The sequence below is a fragment of the Dokdonia sp. R78006 genome (assembly GCF_042466145.1).
In the GTDB taxonomy this organism is placed as follows: domain Bacteria; phylum Bacteroidota; class Bacteroidia; order Flavobacteriales; family Flavobacteriaceae; genus Dokdonia.
Genome location: NZ_JAXHBU010000001.1, coordinates 1,963,068 through 1,979,436, shown reverse-complemented (window position 1 = coordinate 1,979,436; position 16,369 = coordinate 1,963,068). Strand labels below are relative to the sequence as shown.

Annotated in this window: 20 protein-coding genes; 9 read left to right on the top strand and 11 right to left on the bottom strand. The window is 37.7% G+C overall.

Annotated elements, in window-relative coordinates:
• Positions 1–65: 65 nt before the first annotated feature.
• From SJY37_RS08880 to SJY37_RS08850, 7 genes are all read right to left on the bottom strand, one after another.
• Positions 66–218 carry a DUF4295 domain-containing protein gene (locus tag SJY37_RS08880; RefSeq protein ID WP_013749889.1) on the bottom strand — a complete coding sequence of 51 codons (153 nt, stop codon included), beginning with the start codon at positions 216–218 and terminating at the stop codon, positions 66–68.
• Between the two features lie 3 nt (positions 219–221).
• A complete protein-coding gene (gene rpmG / locus SJY37_RS08875) occupies positions 222–404 on the bottom strand; it encodes a 50S ribosomal protein L33 (protein ID WP_013749890.1) in 183 nt (60 codons plus the stop codon).
• Positions 405–424: 20 nt separating this feature from the next.
• Entirely contained in the window at positions 425–664 is a 240-nt protein-coding gene (rpmB, locus tag SJY37_RS08870) for a 50S ribosomal protein L28 (RefSeq protein WP_013749891.1), read from the bottom strand.
• A gap of 195 nt (positions 665–859) precedes the next feature.
• Entirely contained in the window at positions 860–2,107 is a 1,248-nt protein-coding gene (locus SJY37_RS08865) for a competence/damage-inducible protein A (RefSeq protein WP_298326391.1), read from the bottom strand.
• Positions 2,108–2,443 (bottom strand): Hpt domain-containing protein, encoded by a 336-nt coding sequence (locus SJY37_RS08860; protein ID WP_298326393.1) that lies wholly within the window; start codon positions 2,441–2,443, stop codon positions 2,108–2,110.
• A 3-nt stretch (positions 2,444–2,446) separates the two neighbouring features.
• Complete coding sequence (locus tag SJY37_RS08855; RefSeq protein ID WP_298326396.1) at positions 2,447–3,061, bottom strand: fumarylacetoacetate hydrolase family protein; 615 nt, start codon at positions 3,059–3,061, stop codon at positions 2,447–2,449.
• A gap of 3 nt (positions 3,062–3,064) precedes the next feature.
• Positions 3,065–3,838, bottom strand: coding sequence for a 3'-5' exonuclease (locus tag SJY37_RS08850; protein WP_298326399.1), 774 nt, complete (start codon positions 3,836–3,838; stop codon positions 3,065–3,067).
• 99 nt (positions 3,839–3,937) lie between these two features.
• Here SJY37_RS08850 and SJY37_RS08845 point away from each other — a divergent pair, with 99 nt between their 5' ends.
• Complete coding sequence (locus SJY37_RS08845) at positions 3,938–4,408, top strand: hypothetical protein (RefSeq protein ID WP_298326402.1); 471 nt, start codon at positions 3,938–3,940, stop codon at positions 4,406–4,408.
• A complete protein-coding gene (locus SJY37_RS08840) occupies positions 4,401–5,060 on the top strand; it encodes a hypothetical protein (RefSeq protein WP_298326407.1) in 660 nt (219 codons plus the stop codon). The genes SJY37_RS08845 and SJY37_RS08840 overlap by 8 nt, the downstream gene beginning before the upstream one ends.
• A 91-nt stretch (positions 5,061–5,151) precedes the next feature.
• Here the strand turns inward: SJY37_RS08840 and SJY37_RS08835 are convergent, their stop codons facing one another.
• The 4 genes from SJY37_RS08835 to SJY37_RS08820 form a co-directional block, all read right to left on the bottom strand.
• On the bottom strand, positions 5,152–6,462 hold the full coding sequence (locus SJY37_RS08835) for a dihydrolipoamide acetyltransferase family protein (protein WP_298326410.1): 1,311 nt from the start codon (positions 6,460–6,462) through the stop codon (positions 5,152–5,154).
• A gap of 79 nt (positions 6,463–6,541) precedes the next feature.
• Positions 6,542–7,675: a glycosyltransferase family 2 protein gene (locus SJY37_RS08830; protein WP_298326412.1), complete on the bottom strand. Its 1,134-nt coding sequence runs from the start codon at positions 7,673–7,675 to the stop codon at positions 6,542–6,544.
• Positions 7,676–7,762: 87 nt separating this feature from the next.
• Positions 7,763–8,380 carry a recombination mediator RecR gene (gene recR / locus SJY37_RS08825; protein WP_379953014.1) on the bottom strand — a complete coding sequence of 206 codons (618 nt, stop codon included), beginning with the start codon at positions 8,378–8,380 and terminating at the stop codon, positions 7,763–7,765.
• A 58-nt stretch (positions 8,381–8,438) separates the two neighbouring features.
• On the bottom strand, positions 8,439–9,080 hold the full coding sequence (locus SJY37_RS08820) for a protein-L-isoaspartate(D-aspartate) O-methyltransferase (RefSeq protein ID WP_108878144.1): 642 nt from the start codon (positions 9,078–9,080) through the stop codon (positions 8,439–8,441).
• Positions 9,081–9,225: 145 nt separating this feature from the next.
• On the opposite strand from SJY37_RS08820, the gene SJY37_RS08815 reads away from it, so the two are divergent.
• The 7 genes from SJY37_RS08815 to miaA all read left to right on the top strand — a co-directional run bounded on the left by SJY37_RS08815 (position 9,226) and on the right by miaA (position 16,322).
• Positions 9,226–10,185: a Gfo/Idh/MocA family protein gene (locus SJY37_RS08815; protein WP_298326419.1), complete on the top strand. Its 960-nt coding sequence runs from the start codon at positions 9,226–9,228 to the stop codon at positions 10,183–10,185.
• Positions 10,186–10,244: 59 nt separating this feature from the next.
• Positions 10,245–11,135 (top strand): 3-hydroxyacyl-CoA dehydrogenase family protein, encoded by an 891-nt coding sequence (locus SJY37_RS08810; RefSeq protein WP_013749903.1) that lies wholly within the window; start codon positions 10,245–10,247, stop codon positions 11,133–11,135.
• A gap of 60 nt (positions 11,136–11,195) precedes the next feature.
• Positions 11,196–12,416, top strand: a complete 1,221-nt coding sequence (locus tag SJY37_RS08805) for a DUF1015 domain-containing protein (protein ID WP_298326423.1) — start codon at positions 11,196–11,198, stop codon at positions 12,414–12,416.
• Positions 12,416–13,063, top strand: a complete 648-nt coding sequence (locus SJY37_RS08800) for a YggS family pyridoxal phosphate-dependent enzyme (protein WP_298326426.1) — start codon at positions 12,416–12,418, stop codon at positions 13,061–13,063. Before SJY37_RS08805 ends, SJY37_RS08800 begins: the two co-directional genes overlap by 1 nt.
• 69 nt (positions 13,064–13,132) lie before the next feature.
• Complete coding sequence (locus SJY37_RS08795) at positions 13,133–14,509, top strand: exonuclease domain-containing protein (RefSeq protein WP_298326964.1); 1,377 nt, start codon at positions 13,133–13,135, stop codon at positions 14,507–14,509.
• A gap of 45 nt (positions 14,510–14,554) precedes the next feature.
• Complete coding sequence (locus SJY37_RS08790) at positions 14,555–15,418, top strand: ion transporter (RefSeq protein WP_298326428.1); 864 nt, start codon at positions 14,555–14,557, stop codon at positions 15,416–15,418.
• A complete protein-coding gene (miaA, locus tag SJY37_RS08785; RefSeq protein WP_298326434.1) occupies positions 15,411–16,322 on the top strand; it encodes a tRNA (adenosine(37)-N6)-dimethylallyltransferase MiaA in 912 nt (303 codons plus the stop codon). Before SJY37_RS08790 ends, miaA begins: the two co-directional genes overlap by 8 nt.
• Positions 16,323–16,369 lie beyond the last annotated feature (47 nt).

Below are 16,369 nucleotides of genomic sequence, written 5' to 3'. Positions count from 1 at the left end.
CATTTTGAACAACAAAAAACCCGCTTCTATAAAGAAGCGGGTTTTCAAATATTGTATAGTATAACTTATTTCTTAGCTAAGAAATCGCTTACTTGGTCTGGAGCCATTACTGCTTCCACAAATGTATAAGCTCCAGATTTTGGAGACTTTACCATTTTTATCGCTTTAGTTAAACGCTTTGATCCTGTCTGTAAAGATGCTACTGATTTCTTTGCCATAACTTATTTGATTTCTTTATGAACAGTCATCTTCTTCAATACGTTGTTGAATTTCTTCAACTCCATACGATCAGGAGTGTTCTTTTTATTTTTAGTCGTGATATATCTTGACGTACCTGGTTGACCAGTCGCTTTGTGCTCAGTGCACTCTAAGATTACCTGTACTCTATTCCCTTTCTTTGCCATCTCGGTGTTTCTTTATGGGATTATTTAGTTAAGAACCCGTTTGCGCGTGCCTCTTTAACAACCGCATCGATTCCTTTCTTATTGATATTCTTTAACGCAGACGTTGATACTTTCAACGTGATCCACTTATCTTCTGCTGGAAGGTAAAAACGTTTTTTCATAAGATTCACGTTAAATTTACGCTTCGTCTTATTCATCGCGTGGGAAACATTATTTCCGACCATCGCTTTCTTACCTGTAAGCTCACAAACTCTAGACATTCCTAAAACTTTAAATAGTTATTTCAAAACAGGCTGCAAAAATACGTAATTTTATATCTCACAACAAAACTTATTCGTAGTTTTTTTCCTGTTTCTTCAAGTGATTTTCACTTTTCTTTACTTTTACTCTTTATTTCGTCTCGCGCAAGCACTGAAATGGGACTTTTTCGCGAAAGCGTACTCTTAAAATAATTTTTACTTAGAGAGTAATTCTTCTTTAAGTAACTCTAAGGCTTTATTTACAGCCTTACCTATTACTCGCTCTCTATGATTACCCATCATAAAATGATGCGCTGTTACACCGTTCTCTGTAGCAATACCTATATAAACCGTTCCCACCTCTGCATCACTATCTCCTTTTAAAGGCCCTGCGTTACCGGTAGTAGAAATACCTATATCAGATTTATAAAGTTTTCTAGCATTTACAGCCATTTGCTCTGCCACTTGTGCACTTACGACAGAATGCTCTTTAATTACTTCTGGATCTACGCCTAAAATATCAACCTTAGACTGTGTAGCATAAGTGACTAGACTTCCCTTTAAAAATTGCGAAGCACCGCTGTGTGCCGTAAATCGCTCTACCATTTGCCCTCCAGTACAACTCTCTGCTATTGCAAGTGTTTTACCTTTTTCAACAAATAAGCCTGCTACAACTTGCTCAAATTCTCCATCGCTTTCATACCCAACAAAAATGTCGTCTATAAAAGGTAAAAGCTTATCTGCTTGTTCTTGCATAGCAACCTCTACCACCTCTTTGTAAAGACCTGAAGTAGATAAACGTAAACGTACTCTACCTAATGAAGGAAGATAAGCTAGTTTAATTTCGGCAGGAAGTTCATTCTCAAAGCGCTCTATCCTTTCGGCGATGGCACTTTCACCCATTCCGTAAGTTAAAAACGTTTTGTGTAGTATATAAGGAAGTTTAAACTGCTTTTGTAAACGAGGCAGCACTTCGTTCTCCATAAGCCCCTTCATTTCATAAGGAACACCCGGCATAGAGACAAAGATAGTATTATCATTCTCAATCCACATTCCTGGAGCAGTACCAAATTCGTTTACTAGCACTTCTGCCTTACTAGGCACCATAGCTTGCGTTTTATTTGCATCAAGCATTGGCTTTTTAATATACTCCTTAAAGAGATGCGCTACATGATCTAGTACACCTTGATTGAACACTAGCTCATCATTAAAGTACTTACATATGGTATGCTTTGTAATATCGTCTTTAGTAGGACCTAGACCGCCTGTAACAATCACAAGATCTGCTCTAGATTGTGCAGCTGCAAAGGCTTCTAGTATATGACTTTCATCATCTTGAATAGAAGTAATCTGATATATAGAAACTCCTATTTTATTGAGGGCAGATGATATGTAAGCACTATTAGTATCTACAATCTGGCCTATGAGAATCTCATCACCTATCGTTATAATTTCTGCTTTCATTTAAAAATCTTCTTGAAGCTCAGCAATCACAGTTCCTAAGGTAGAGGTTATATCATCTAGCTTAGACTGTATTGCAGACGTAGGCTTATTACTATCACTCCACTTCTCCATCGCTTTAATTTGACCTAACAAGTCAATACCAAACATATCGAGATTAGGTTTCATTTTATGTGCAAATTGATATGCCATCTTGTGGTTATTATTTGCAATAGCACTTTGCATAGACTCTAAATCTGGCGGAATTTCTTGTAAGAATGTTGCCACGATAATGCCTACAAAATCCTCATCACCACCAGCGATCTCTCTTACTTTTTCTAGATTATAATGTCTCAACATGTCTTATTTTACGTTTATAGAGAACATCTCTGTTTCTCCTATATACCCTTTTAATTTATCATTTTCTTGTACTCGCGAAACTCCCGCAGGCGTTCCCGTAAATATAACATCTCCTATCTTAAGTGTAAAATACTGAGACACATAACTTATTAAAGCATCAATTTTCCATAGCATTTCACTAGTAGATCCTTCTTGAACTGTAACGTCATTATTCTCTAGGCGAAAAGAAATATCATCTACAGTGTCAAAGTCTGACACAGGTAACCACTTTGAACTTATTACGGCAGCACCGTCAAAGCCCTTTGCTTTTTCCCATGGCAATCCTTTTTCTTTAAGTTGTGCTTGTAAGTCACGAGCTGTAAAGTCAATACCTAGACCTATCTCATCATAATAGGTACTAGCATATTTCTGATCTATATACTTCCCTATCTTCTTAATTTTTACAAGAATTTCCACCTCATGATGAACATCATTAGAAAATGGCGGTATCACAAATGGATGTTTACTTAATAAAATAGAAGAATCTGGCTTTAAAAACACCACTGGATGTTCTGGACGCTCATTCTCAAGCTCTGCAATATGCTTTGCATAATTACGACCTATACATATAAGTTTCATAAGCTATGCTTTAGTGTTAAGTTTACGCAGTTTTATAGCCGTAAGCACTTTCTTAGTGTAAAGAGGGAAATCTGCATTTTGAATCCAACCAAAATATCCTGGCTCATTATCTAGCACCTCTTCTACTTTTTTACCTTTATGTTTTCCGAAGGTAAAAATCTCTACATCATCCTTATCGTAGCCTATGAAACCAGCAAAATCTGCTTGTTTTTTACGCGTACTAAAGTCACCTAAGAATTTCATATCATTCTCTAGCTCATCATATCTGTCAAGCTGTGACTTCAAAACCTCATAGGTTGCCCATGTATCGGCAGAGGCGCTGTGCGCATTAGTAAGGTCTTTACCGCAATAAAATTTATAAGCTGCAACAAGTGTGCGTTGCTCCATCTTGTGAAAAATGTTTTGCACATCAATGGCATTACGATTTTTCATATCAAAATCAATCCCAGAGCGCAGTAGTTCTTCTACTAGTAATGGAATATCAAATCTATTAGAATTAAATCCCGCAAGATCTGCATCTTTTATAATGTCATAAACATCCTTTGCACGAGCAGCAAATGTAGGCTTGTCTGCCACATCTGCATCACTTATTCCATGCACCGCAGTTGTTACCGCAGGAATAGGCACTGTAGGATTTATACGTTCTGTAAACTCTTCTTCCCTTCCATCTGGAAATACCTTTAAAATAGAAATCTCTACGATTCTATCTTTGGCTACGTTAATTCCAGTAGTCTCAAGGTCAAAAAAGCAAATCGGTCTTGTAATTTTTAATTGCATGGCACAAAAATACTTGTTTCAATCTACAAAATTAACTCCCTCTTTCATTAAAAATGGTAGATTCTGTATCTTGGTCCGTCTTTTGATTTTAAGATAGTTATGAAAAACAAATTTTTACTGTTGACCTTTTTAATTTTCGCTTTCGCGAAAATGGGAAATGCACAAACCTCAGCATTTACCACAGATGATGTCTCTGGAGTTTATAGTAAAGGATTTGAAACCACATCAGAATCATCAAAATTTAATACTAGTACAAAATTCACAAGGTCACTTACCCTATCTCCAAATGGCAGATTTGAGTATCACAATTTTAGACAACTCAAAGGTCAAGAAGAAGAGCACTGGTGGGCACGCGGCAACTGGAGACTTGAGGGCAAAGTCATTTTTTTTACAACCACCAAAGATGATATAAACGATCAATTTACAATTGATTTTAATAATACAAAGGCACGATTCTTCAAGAAGTCACCTCGAAGTAAATCGCCTAAAATTCAGCCAACGTACATTCGATTTTTCGAATCGGATTACTCACTAACTAAGAATTTAAAACTTCCTAAAACAGATGAATAGATTACAACTGTTACTTTTTATAGCCTTGGTGTCAGGGTTTCAATTTTTCGCGAAAGCGCAACAAAACAACACGCCTGCTGTAGAATTGATAGAAGATAAACAACCAAAAAGATGGCTACTTTATGCTCAAAACAATACAGACGAGGAGCAAGAGGCTTTTTTAATTGTGCAAGGTGAAGGCTTTAGAAGAAGCGCAGATAGGCCTGTGATAAAAAAACTTCCTCCTAACTCAAAAGTCCTCATGATTACACTTATCCCTCTCAAAGGAGTGGAGCCCACCTACACTAAGATTTTTACTTACGAGAACGAATTGCAAGACATCTCAACCAGAAAAGGAGCAGACAGAGAGGAGTTTGTAAACATAAGACCCCTAAAGGATGATGAACTCACCGTATTTACAGAGCCAGATTGTGAGAAATGTAAGTTGCTCACAGATTTTTTAAATAAAAATCATTACAAATACCGTGTGCTGGATGTAAGCACTAACAACAAGGTGAATGACTTTATGTTTGATCATCTCAAAAACTCAAGCTATAAAGGAGGGATTATAGATTTACCAGTAGTAATGTTTGAAGGAAGAAAGCACTGGAGCATTGTAGATATTAAAAACTTCATACGTGAGTACAACTGGAAAGGATTAAAAAAGAACTGATCCCGACAACTCAGATATTAATAACTCCTATAAAACAAGAAAGGCGCAACTCACGTTGCGCCTTTGGCTTATATAATTTTAATCGCTTTACTTATACTTCGCGATTTACATCAAATCCTTCCAGATACTCAGCAACACGTTTTACAAACTGCCCGCCTAGTGCTCCATTTACCACACGATGGTCATAAGAGTGTGAAAGGTACATTTTCATACGTATCCCGATAAAATCTCCGTCTGGAGTTTCTATCACTGCTGGTACTTTGCGTATTGCTCCTAGCGCAAGAATTGCAACTTGCGGCTGATTGATAATAGGAGTTCCCATGATAGATCCAAAGGTCCCTACATTTGTTACCGTATACGTTCCTCCAGCAGTATCATCTGGTTTTAATTTTCCATCTCTAGCACGTCCCGCAAGATCATTAACAGACTTTGCCATCCCTACAAGATTAAGCTGGTCTGCATTTTTTATTACAGGTACTATAAGGTTACCGTCTGGTAAAGCTGCTGCCATACCTAGGTTTATATTTTTACGTTTTATGATCTTATCACCATCTACGGCAATGTTAATCATAGGGAAATCACGTATAGCTTTTGCAACAGCCTCCATAAATATAGGAGTAAAGGTTAAATTCTGACCTTCTTTTGCCTTGAAGCTATCTTTGTGTTTCTTTCTCCAGTTCCAGATGTTTGTTACATCTGCCTCAATAAATGATTGAACGTGTGCACTTGTTTGTACAGATGCTACCATGTGATGCGATATGAGTTTCCCCATACGTGTCATCTCTATGATCTCATCTTCACCATTTACACTTACTGGTGTAGCTTTTACTGCAGGAGCAGCCTTAGCAGCAGGTGCTTGTTTCTGTGCAGCTGGCTTAGCCGGAGCTGTACCACGTGTAGAAAGATATGTTACCATATCATCCTTAGTCACTCTACCATCTTTACCCGTACCTGCGATTGCATCAAGCTCTGCTTGATCAATACCTTCTTCCTTAGCCATGTTACGCACCAGTGGTGAGTAAAAACGGTCTCCAGAACTTACAGGAGTAGCTACTGCGTCTTTTGCAGCAGTTACAGTTTGAGCGACTGCAGCAACTGCAACCTCTTCTTCTTTAGTTTCTTTTTGAGCTGGCGCTGGCGTAGCGTCTCCGCCCCCTTCACCTTCGGTTTCTATAATAGCAATAGTCTGCCCTACCTCTACAACATCATCTACCTCAAACAGTTTTTCTATTAAAATACCGTCTACTTCACTAGGAACTTCACTATCTACCTTATCTGTAGCAATCTCTAGTACAGGCTCATCTGCCTCTATAGTATCTCCTACTTCTTTTAACCAAGTTGTAAGCGTTGCTTCTGCAACACTTTCTCCCATTTTTGGTAGCTTTAATTCAAATCTTGCCATATTCGTAAAATGTAGCTGTTTTTAATACTCGTTTTTGCAAAAATAGTAATTAAATCAATCCAATAGTGATTATAAATTATTAATCTCTATTAAACTCAATTACATCGCCCTTCCCTAGACTACTATTACTGCCTATTGCAAAAGTACCATTTTTAGGAATGATTTTATAGGTAGCACCACTACCTCGATATGTTATAATTTCCTTAATTATGTCACTATACGCCACATATTCCGCATCAAAAACAAGCTCTTGCCATTCCTTAGGAACACACATATCACTGATAACTGTTACAGGTTTTGTTACCGCTTTCGCGAAAGCGTCACTCAAAAATGTATTATCTGTAAGCAGCACATATTCTTTTACGTTACTCTCGCTATCAACCAGGTGAGACTGTAAATACTTTTTAAAAAATGCAGCTTTGAACTTAGCCAAGTTTACACCAGTATTCACAAGAAAACCTTTGAATACATTATTATTAAAATGCTTTTCATAAAACAATTGCATTGCTCCATAAAAACACTTTCTATAGTGCTCATCCCTTACAGTGCTCTCTCCTTTAAAATGCAATATCGTCTCATCGCCTATATAGTGATTGCTATAGCCGGCCTTTGTAATGGTGTAAGACAAGTCTATATCTTCTCCGAACATAAAATAGCGCTCATCAAATCCTCCCACTTCCTCATAAAGATTACGAGACATAAACATAAATGCACCCACTAGAATAGCTACTTCACCCCTAGCATCACTCGCTATATGAGTGGCATAATAAGAGGATCCATAACCCATCATCTTACTTAATGCAACTCTGAGAGTAGGAACATTGCGCTTACTTTCTGGTAAATAAGCACCTCTCCCATTTACAAGACGTACTCCTTGTGCTCCGGTATATTGTTCTTGGGTAGTTATTTTTAGCAAACTCCTAAACACACTCGATGGAACCACTGTATCCGGATTAAGAATACAGATATGCGTTCCCTTTGCTAAGGCAACCCCTTGATTATTTGCAGACGAAAAACCAGCGTTTTTCTTATTGGCAACAATCTTTACGGTAGGAAACTTATCCTTCACCATTTGTACACTGCCATCTATAGAAGCGTTATCTACCACTATAATCTCTGCATCTGTAAAAGCTATTGCATCTTGCACACTGTCTAGACATAACTCTAGGTAGTGCATCACATTATAACTTACAATGATTATGGAGAGTTGCAAAAAGCTTAAAAGAGTTTATTATTTCTGGTAACACTTAATATATACTGCCTATTGTGTTACATTTTTAACAAAGCACAATATATTAATTTAATTCTTTAAAGAATTCTCAAATGGTATGCGATGTAAAATACTTCTACCTAGCGTTACCTCATCTGCATACTCCAGCTCGTCACCTACGGCAATACCTCTAGCAATAGTAGAGGTTGCGATATCGTAAGCTTCTAGCTGTCTATAAATATAGAAGTTTGTAGTATCTCCTTCCATAGTAGAACTTAGTGCAAAAATCACTTCTTTTACCACTCCGCTTTTTGCTCTATCTATAAGTGAAAAAATATTTAAATCCTGAGGCCCTATACCGTCCAGCGGACTGATTTTACCTCCCAGCACATGGTATAACCCACGATACTGACTTGTATTTTCTATCGCCATTACATCCCTTACGTCTTCTACCACGCAAACTATACTTTCATCTCTATTAGGATTTGAGCATATCTCGCACAATGCTACATCTGAGATATTATGACACTTTTTACAGAATTTAATAGTATCGCGCATCGTATTTAATGCCTCCGCAAGGTGGTGTGTCTGTGTATCTGGCTGGCGTAATAAATGTAATACTAATCGTAATGCAGTACGTTTGCCTACTCCTGGGAGTTGAGACATTTCATAGACTGCATTTTCAAGAAGTTTTGAAGAGAATTCCATAGTTGTAAAGATAACTCTTTAGTGATGTTATGTAAAAATCACTTAGTTGATAGATGCACTAATTCTTATCCTCTAGTAACGGTACAAATCTAAACTCTCCATATTCCTTTTTTTCAAAAGAAGTGGCAGAGGTTCGTATGTAGCGCTGCATGATTTGTGGGTCATCACCTACAGGTATAATAAGCCTACCTCCTATTTTAAGTTGAGCGAGTAGCGGTTTTGGAACAAACGGAGCTCCAGCCGTCACTATAATACTATCAAAAGGCGCATAAGACGGTAATCCTTTATACCCATCGCCAAAACTCAAAAAACGAGGCCTATAACCTAGCTTAGTAAGAAACAACTTTGTTTTCTTATATAATTCTTGCTGGCGTTCTATAGAATATACTTTTGCTCCTAGCTCACAAAGCACGGCGGTTTGGTAGCCGCTTCCCGTTCCTATCTCGAGGACCTGATGTCCTTTCTTAATCTCCATTAATTCACTTTGAAAAGCAACTGTATATGGTTGTGAGATGGTTTGATCTGCAGCGATAGGAAACGCTTTATCTTGATACGCGTGATGCTCAAAACTACTATCCATAAAAAAATGACGCGGAATCTTCCCAATAGCATTGAGAACAAGATCATTTGTGATTCCCTTATCTCTCAATATTTGAACAAGTTGGCGGCGTTTTCCTTGGTGGCGAGTAGTGTCTTTCATGGATTACTAAATTAGAAGAAAAGTTGGAAAATCAATATACCTATCTGTAAGATTTTACAACCATTCTAAAAAAATCTCCTTTGTAGAAAGCTGTATCCTATTAAAAAGTATCTAAAACCTTATTTTTGTATAAAAATCAAACACTATGCTTAAAGCTGGCGTACTCGGTGCTGGACACTTGGGAAAAATACACTTAAAACTTCTTAACCTTTCTGAACACTACAACCTTGTAGGTTTTTACGACACCTCAAAAGAGGTTAGAGATGCCATCTCTCAAGAATTTGGTTACACTGCTTTTGAGACCGAAGAAGATTTAATCAACGCCTGTGATATGGTAGATGTAGTAACTCCTACCACCTTTCACTATGCAAGTGCAGAAAAGGTAATCAAAGCTGGAAAGCACCTCTTTATTGAGAAACCAATAACAAACACAGTTGAAGAGGCAGAAAAACTACTCACGCTTGCAAAAGAACACAATGTTCTAGGTCAAGTAGGTCATGTAGAACGCTTCAATCCGGCATTTATGTCTGTGAGCGATTCCATTAAAAGCCCTATGTTTATAGAGGCACATAGACTTGCAGAATTTAATCCAAGAGGAACCGATGTTCCTGTGGTTTTAGACCTTATGATACATGACATTGATGCAATACTAAGTGTTGTAAATAGTCCTGTAAAAAGTGTCAATGCGAGTGGTGTATCTGTTATATCAGAAACTCCAGATATTGCAAATGCCCGTATTGAGTTTGAAAACGGATGTGTTGCAAACCTTACCGCGAGTCGTATCTCTATGAAAAACATGCGTAAAGCACGTTTCTTTCAGAAAGACGCATACATTTCGGTAGATTTTCTTGAGAAAAAAGTAGAGGTTGTAAAGATGAAAGACGCTCCAGAATCTCCAGATGATTTTGCGATGATTCTTCAGAATGCAGAAGGAATCAAGAAGCAAATTTATTTTGACAATCCAGATGTACCTAGCAATAACGCAATACTTGATGAGCTAGACGCTTTCGCGAAAGCAATAAAAGAAAACACAACCCCAATCGTATCATTGAAGGCTGGAACAGAAGCTTTACGAGTAGCAAAAATGATTATTGCAGATTTTTAGAAAACACATATTCAAACACACAATCTCTTTTACAAGGGAGCACACAAAGCACTTCATTTATGAAAAACATAGCAGTTATAGGAGCAGGAACAATGGGTAACGGTATTGCACACACTTTTGCTCAAAGTGGTTACCAAGTACAACTAGTAGATATCTCTCAAGATTCACTAGACCGTGGGATTAGTACTATCTCAAAAAACCTAGATAGAATGGTTGCCAAAGAGCGTATTACCGCTATAGAAAAGCAGCAAACTCTTGACAACATCACCACGTACACAAACCTTGCAGAAGGTGTTAAGAATGCTGAGCTTGTAGTGGAAGCTGCTACCGAAAATGTAGATTTAAAACTAAAGATTTTTGAATCTCTAGATGCCGCTACAAGTGACTCATGCATACTTGCTACAAACACATCTTCTATTTCAATTACTCAGATTGCGGCTGTTACAGAACGTCCAGACCAAGTAATAGGAATGCACTTTATGAACCCTGTGCCTATCATGAAACTTGTAGAAATCATAAGAGGTTATAATACGAGTGACCTTACTACAAAGACCATCATGGAACTTTCTGAAAAGCTAGGTAAAGTACCAGTGGAGGTTAACGATTACCCAGGATTTGTAGCAAATCGCATCCTTATGCCTATGATTAATGAGGCTATAGAAACATTATACAACGGTGTGGCTGGTGTTTATGAAATAGACACAGTTATGAAACTAGGAATGGCGCACCCTATGGGTCCTTTGCAACTTGCAGATTTTATAGGTCTAGATGTTTGTTTATCTATTCTTGAAGTAATGCACGACGGATTTAAAAATCCAAAATATGCACCTTGCCCGCTTTTAGTAAACATGGTAAGAGCTGGAAAATTAGGAGTGAAGTCTAGTGAAGGTTTTTACGATTATAAAGAAAGTCGCAAGGCAGAGAAAGTCGCAGCAATGTTTGCTTCATAATCTCCACACTACTCAAAGCTCAATAAAGGCGCATTGTTTTGCGCCTTAAGTACATATAACATGGCAAAAATTCTCCCATTCCGTGCGGTAAGACCTACTAGAGACAAAGTAGGGCTGGTTGCTACACGCGCTTACCAATTTTATGATCAAGTAGGACGCGACCACAGAATGGCACAAAATCCGTTCTCATTTTTACACATTATCAATCCTGGATATAAATTTCAAAAAGAAATCACTGGGAAACAACGTTTTGAACTAGTGCGCAATCGCTATCAAGAATTTAAAGATGATGGTGTCTTTGTTAAGGAAGAGCAACCTGCATTTTATGTATATAGAATAGTAGATAGAGAAAAGAATACCTTTTGTGGTATTGTAGCTAGCGCTTCTGTAGAAGACTATGAGAATGACGTTATAAAAAAGCACGAAGACACGCTGGAAGATCGCGAGACTCTTTTTACAGAATATCTAGATACGGTGGGATTTAATGCAGAAGCTGTATTACTTACCTATAAAAATTCTGATGAGATTAAGAGCATACTCAACAATGTAATGAGCAATCGCGCCGAGTATGAGTTTACAACTACCTATCGTGATACGCATCACTTATGGCCAGTAACAGACACAGCGACCATAGAAAAGCTGCAACATGCTTTTGCCAGCATGGATAGCCTTTACATTGCAGATGGTCACCATAGATCTTCTTCCTCTGCCCTACTTTCTAAAAATCACACAAAAAATCAAGAGACCTACCATTCATTTATGAGTTTCCTCATACCTGAATCAGAGTTACTCATTTATGAGTTTAATAGACTCATAAAGGACCTTAACGGCCTGAGTAAAGAAGCATTTTTAATAGCGCTAGACAGCAAGTTTAGAATTGAGAATCGCGGCACCACTCCCTATAAACCATCAAAGAAACATCACTTCAATATGTATCTGGATGGCGAGTATTACAGCCTTTACTTGAGACATAGCTTACGTAGTTTTGATACTCCACTAGACAGACTAGATACTCACATACTGTATGAAACTGTACTTAAACCTATTTTAGGAATCATAGACTTGAGAAATGATGACCGTATAGTATATGTAGATGGCAGGCGCGATATTACAAGCTTAACAGACCGTATAGACAATAAGGAATATGCGGTAAGCTTTGGTATGCTACCAGTCACTATAAATGAGTTAAAAGAAATAGCAGACGCTGGATTAAAAATGCCACCAAAAAGTACGTATATTGAACCTAAACTACGCAGTGGCGTAACCATTTACGAATTTTAATGAGTATAGCAGAAAATATCTTACGCTTTCGCGAAAACATTCCTTCACATGTTACTCTTGTAGCTGTTTCAAAAACTAAACCTGTTTCAGACCTCATGGAGGCTTATGAAACTGGGCAACGCATTTTTGGGGAGAATAAGATTCAAGAAATGACAGACAAGTGGGAAGAAATGCCCAAGGATATAGAGTGGCATATGATAGGCCACGTTCAAACAAACAAAGTTAAATTTATGGCTCCATACGTGAGCCTTATACATGCTGTAGATCGTTTAAAACTTATAAAAGAAGTAAACAAACAGGCAGAGGCAAACAACCGAGTGATTGATATTCTCATTCAGATTAAGATTGCTCGTGAAGATTCAAAATTTGGCATGAATGTTCAAGATGCCGTGAAGCTTTTTGAAGAAAACACATTAGAAAACTATCCCCATGTAAATGTGGTAGGACTGATGGGAATGGCAACTTTTACAGATAACCAAGATCAAATTGCGGCAGAGTTTGAGTTGCTAGAAGGATTATTTTTACGATTTCGCGAAAGCGCAAATCTCACCATACTATCCTCAGGAATGAGTGGTGATTATAAACTCGCAATTGACAAAGGGAGCACCATGATTAGAGTAGGAAGCAGTATTTTTGGTGCTAGATAACTTTAATTACTCTGAGTTACATTTAAAACAACGTGATTCCCTAAAAACTGGAATTTTAAAAAATAGCATATTTACGCAATACTAGACATAGAAACCACTGGCGGTAAGTACAACGAAGAAGGTATCACAGAAATCGCCATTTATAAATTTGACGGACATGAAGTTGTTGATCAGTTTATAACTCTCGTTAATCCTGAACGCCCTATACAAGCATTTGTAGTAGGACTTACTGGCATTAATAACGGGATGTTAAAAGATGCTCCAAAGTTTCATGAGATAGCAAAGCGTATTATTGAAATCACCGAGGGATGTATTATTGTTGCTCATAATGCCCAGTTTGACTATCGCATTTTAAGTCTAGAATTTGACAGGCTCGGATATCCTTTTGAAAGAACAACGCTCTGCTCTGTAGAGCTGTCTCAAGAATTGCTACCAGGTCATGATAGTTATAGCCTAGGCAAGTTAACGAAGGCACTAGGAATCGCGATGTCTAACAGACATAGAGCAGATGGTGATGCTATTGCTACGGTAAAGCTTTTTAAGTTACTCCTAGAGAAAGACCCAGAAAAGACAATTATAACTAAAGCCATACGCTCTTTTCCAAAAAAGCATATGGATACCAAACTCAAGGACCTCATAAGAAGTGTACCTTCTGAGACTGGTGTGTACTTTATGCATAATGTGAATGGAACCATCATTTACATAGGCAAAAGTAAAAACATGAAAAAACGTCTTACGCAACATTTTACTAATGATAATCGTAAGAGTAAGCAAATACAAGATCAGGTAGAAACGGTTACCTACCAGACTACAGGCACTGAGCTCATTGCACTTCTGAAGGAAAATGAAGAAATAAAACGCAATAAGCCAAAGTTTAATAGAGCCTTGCGCAGAACTAAATTTAAAGTACAGCTCACTCACTACACAGACAGTGAAGGCTATATACACCTCAAGACCGAAAGAGCAGATGGCCGCAAAGAATCTATAACAACTTATAGCAACTCTATGAGTGCAAAGGCTAATCTAGAGCGCATTATCGACTCGTATGATTTATGCCAGAATAAGACACTGTACAATGAAAAGAATGGTAACTGCTTTAATTATACTATTAAAAAATGCAATGGCGCTTGTATAGGTGAGGAATCTCCAGAATCATACAACCAGCGTGTGCAAGCTTTTCTAGACAAGCATAGCTACAAAAACAAGAGTATGGTAATCGTGGAGCGTGGTCGTACCTCAATTGAACGCTCTGTAGTACTTATAGAAGATGGTGTTTTTATGGGAATAGGTTATTACAAACCTGATTTTCAACTCAACGATCTAGAAACACTTAAATCTATTATAACTCCTATGGAAGATAATAGAGATGCTAGACACATTATCCAGAGTTATTGTCGTAGTAGAAAGCGACTTAAGATTATTCCGCTAGACCAGATCACTAACTAGCACAGAAAATACTATTTTTAAGCTTCTGTATAACAACTATATATTTTGACAAAAGAGGGCACATCATTTTGGCGCAGAAAACTGCACGATATTATTTACGAGGCAGACACGCCTGCCGGAAAATTGTTTGATGTGGTACTTCTCATTCTCATACTTGCTAGTATTGCACTAGTAATGCTGGAGAGTGTAAAAAGTATAGATGCAAAATATCATGATGTATTTGAAGTAGGAGAATGGATTATCACCATCTTCTTTACGCTAGAGTACTTTGCGAGAATTATAACGATAAAAAAGCCTACAAAATATATTTTCAGCTTTTATGGTCTCATCGATTTCTTCTCTACAATACCACAATATCTAGCCTTTTTCTTTATTGGCTCAAATGCATTACTTACTGTAAGAGCACTCCGCCTCTTACGAGTATTCAGAATTTTAAAAATTACGAGATACGTAGGTGAGTCTAACAAGTTATCAAAAGCACTACGAGATAGTAGAGCCAAGATTAGTATTTTCTTATTTGCAGTACTCATTCTTTGTATAATTGCTGGTACTATCATGTACATGGTTGAGGGTGAAGAAAGTGGTTTCTCAAGCATACCTGTAAGTGTTTACTGGTGTATTGTAACGCTCACTACGGTAGGTTTTGGCGATATTGCACCCGTTACTCCACTTGGACAACTTATTGCCGCTGTCATCATGATTCTAGGGTATGGAATTATCGCAGTACCTACAGGTATTGTAAGTGCAGAATATGCAAAAGACATGAGCTCAGAAAAAATCACAATAGATGGTGAAGATTATGTGCATATGAACACGCAAGCATGCGTAAACTGTAATGCAAAGAAACATCGTGATGATGCCGAATTTTGTCATAAATGCGGACACACGCTTAACGTCTCACATGAGTAAATATCTTATACCCATCGTAGGACCTACAGCAATAGGTAAAACTGCTCTTTCCATTAAAGTTGCACAGCATCTCAAAACAGAGATTCTCTCTGCAGACTCAAGACAGTTTTTTAAAGAGATGTATATAGGCACAGCCGTTCCAGAACCTGAGGAGCTTGCTGCAGCCCCGCATCATTTTATACAACACCTCTCTGTAGATCAAGACTACAGTGTGGGTCACTTTGAAAAAGACGCTATCCAGAAAATTACCGCATTACATAAAAAACATGACACACTAGTGATGGTAGGTGGCTCAGGCATGTACGTGGATGCCGTTATTAATGGATTAGATGAGTTTCCAGCAGTAAAAGACGGTGTACGAGCAAAGCTAAAAGATTTACACGAGAGCGAAGGTATTGAAGCGCTACAGGAACTTCTACTAGAAAAAGACCCAACCTATTACGAGCAAGTTGATATACAGAACACACAACGCGTTATAAGAGCTTTAGAAGTATGTCTTTCGGCAGATGAGCCTTTTTCATTTTATAGAAATAGACCTAAACCTAAGCGCAACTTTGAAACCATCAAAATAGGATTACAAGCAGACCGTAAAATCATGTACGACCGCATTAATTTACGTGTAGATCTTATGATTAAAAATGGTCTGGTTGAAGAGGTAGAAAGTTTGCTTTCGCGAAAGCATAACAACGCACTTATAACTGTAGGCTACAGAGAGCTTTTTGAATACTTTGATGGAACAGTTACTCTAGAACGAGCTATTGAAAATATAAAAACAAATACCCGTCGTTTTGCAAAAAGACAAATGACCTGGTATCGCCGTGATGAGACTATCAATTGGTTTGACTACCAGACACCTTTTGAGGAAATAGCATCGTTTATAAATAAAAAAACGCACCACTCTTAGAGTGGCACGTTTTAATAGGTACACTAATATCGTTTATACCGATATTG

Excerpts from the sequence above, each read along its gene's own strand:
- SJY37_RS08880 (WP_013749889.1), bottom strand. The coding sequence starts at position 218 with ATGGCAAAGAAATCAGTAGCATCTTTACAGACAGGATCAAAGCGTTTA.
- rpmG (WP_013749890.1), bottom strand. The coding sequence starts at position 404 with ATGGCAAAGAAAGGGAATAGAGTACAGGTAATCTTAGAGTGCACTGAG.
- rpmB (WP_013749891.1), bottom strand. The coding sequence starts at position 664 with ATGTCTAGAGTTTGTGAGCTTACAGGTAAGAAAGCGATGGTCGGAAAT.
- SJY37_RS08865 (WP_298326391.1), bottom strand. The coding sequence starts at position 2,107 with ATGAAAGCAGAAATTATAACGATAGGTGATGAGATTCTCATAGGCCAG.
- SJY37_RS08860 (WP_298326393.1), bottom strand. The coding sequence starts at position 2,443 with ATGTTGAGACATTATAATCTAGAAAAAGTAAGAGAGATCGCTGGTGGT.
- SJY37_RS08855 (WP_298326396.1), bottom strand. The coding sequence starts at position 3,061 with ATGAAACTTATATGTATAGGTCGTAATTATGCAAAGCATATTGCAGAG.
- SJY37_RS08850 (WP_298326399.1), bottom strand. The coding sequence starts at position 3,838 with ATGCAATTAAAAATTACAAGACCGATTTGCTTTTTTGACCTTGAGACT.
- SJY37_RS08845 (WP_298326402.1), top strand. The coding sequence starts at position 3,938 with ATGAAAAACAAATTTTTACTGTTGACCTTTTTAATTTTCGCTTTCGCG.
- SJY37_RS08840 (WP_298326407.1), top strand. The coding sequence starts at position 4,401 with ATGAATAGATTACAACTGTTACTTTTTATAGCCTTGGTGTCAGGGTTT.
- SJY37_RS08835 (WP_298326410.1), bottom strand. The coding sequence starts at position 6,462 with ATGGCAAGATTTGAATTAAAGCTACCAAAAATGGGAGAAAGTGTTGCA.
- recR (WP_379953014.1), bottom strand. The coding sequence starts at position 8,380 with ATGGAATTCTCTTCAAAACTTCTTGAAAATGCAGTCTATGAAATGTCT.
- SJY37_RS08820 (WP_108878144.1), bottom strand. The coding sequence starts at position 9,080 with ATGAAAGACACTACTCGCCACCAAGGAAAACGCCGCCAACTTGTTCAA.
- SJY37_RS08815 (WP_298326419.1), top strand. The coding sequence starts at position 9,226 with ATGCTTAAAGCTGGCGTACTCGGTGCTGGACACTTGGGAAAAATACAC.
- SJY37_RS08810 (WP_013749903.1), top strand. The coding sequence starts at position 10,245 with ATGAAAAACATAGCAGTTATAGGAGCAGGAACAATGGGTAACGGTATT.
- SJY37_RS08805 (WP_298326423.1), top strand. The coding sequence starts at position 11,196 with ATGGCAAAAATTCTCCCATTCCGTGCGGTAAGACCTACTAGAGACAAA.
- SJY37_RS08800 (WP_298326426.1), top strand. The coding sequence starts at position 12,416 with ATGAGTATAGCAGAAAATATCTTACGCTTTCGCGAAAACATTCCTTCA.
- miaA (WP_298326434.1), top strand. The coding sequence starts at position 15,411 with ATGAGTAAATATCTTATACCCATCGTAGGACCTACAGCAATAGGTAAA.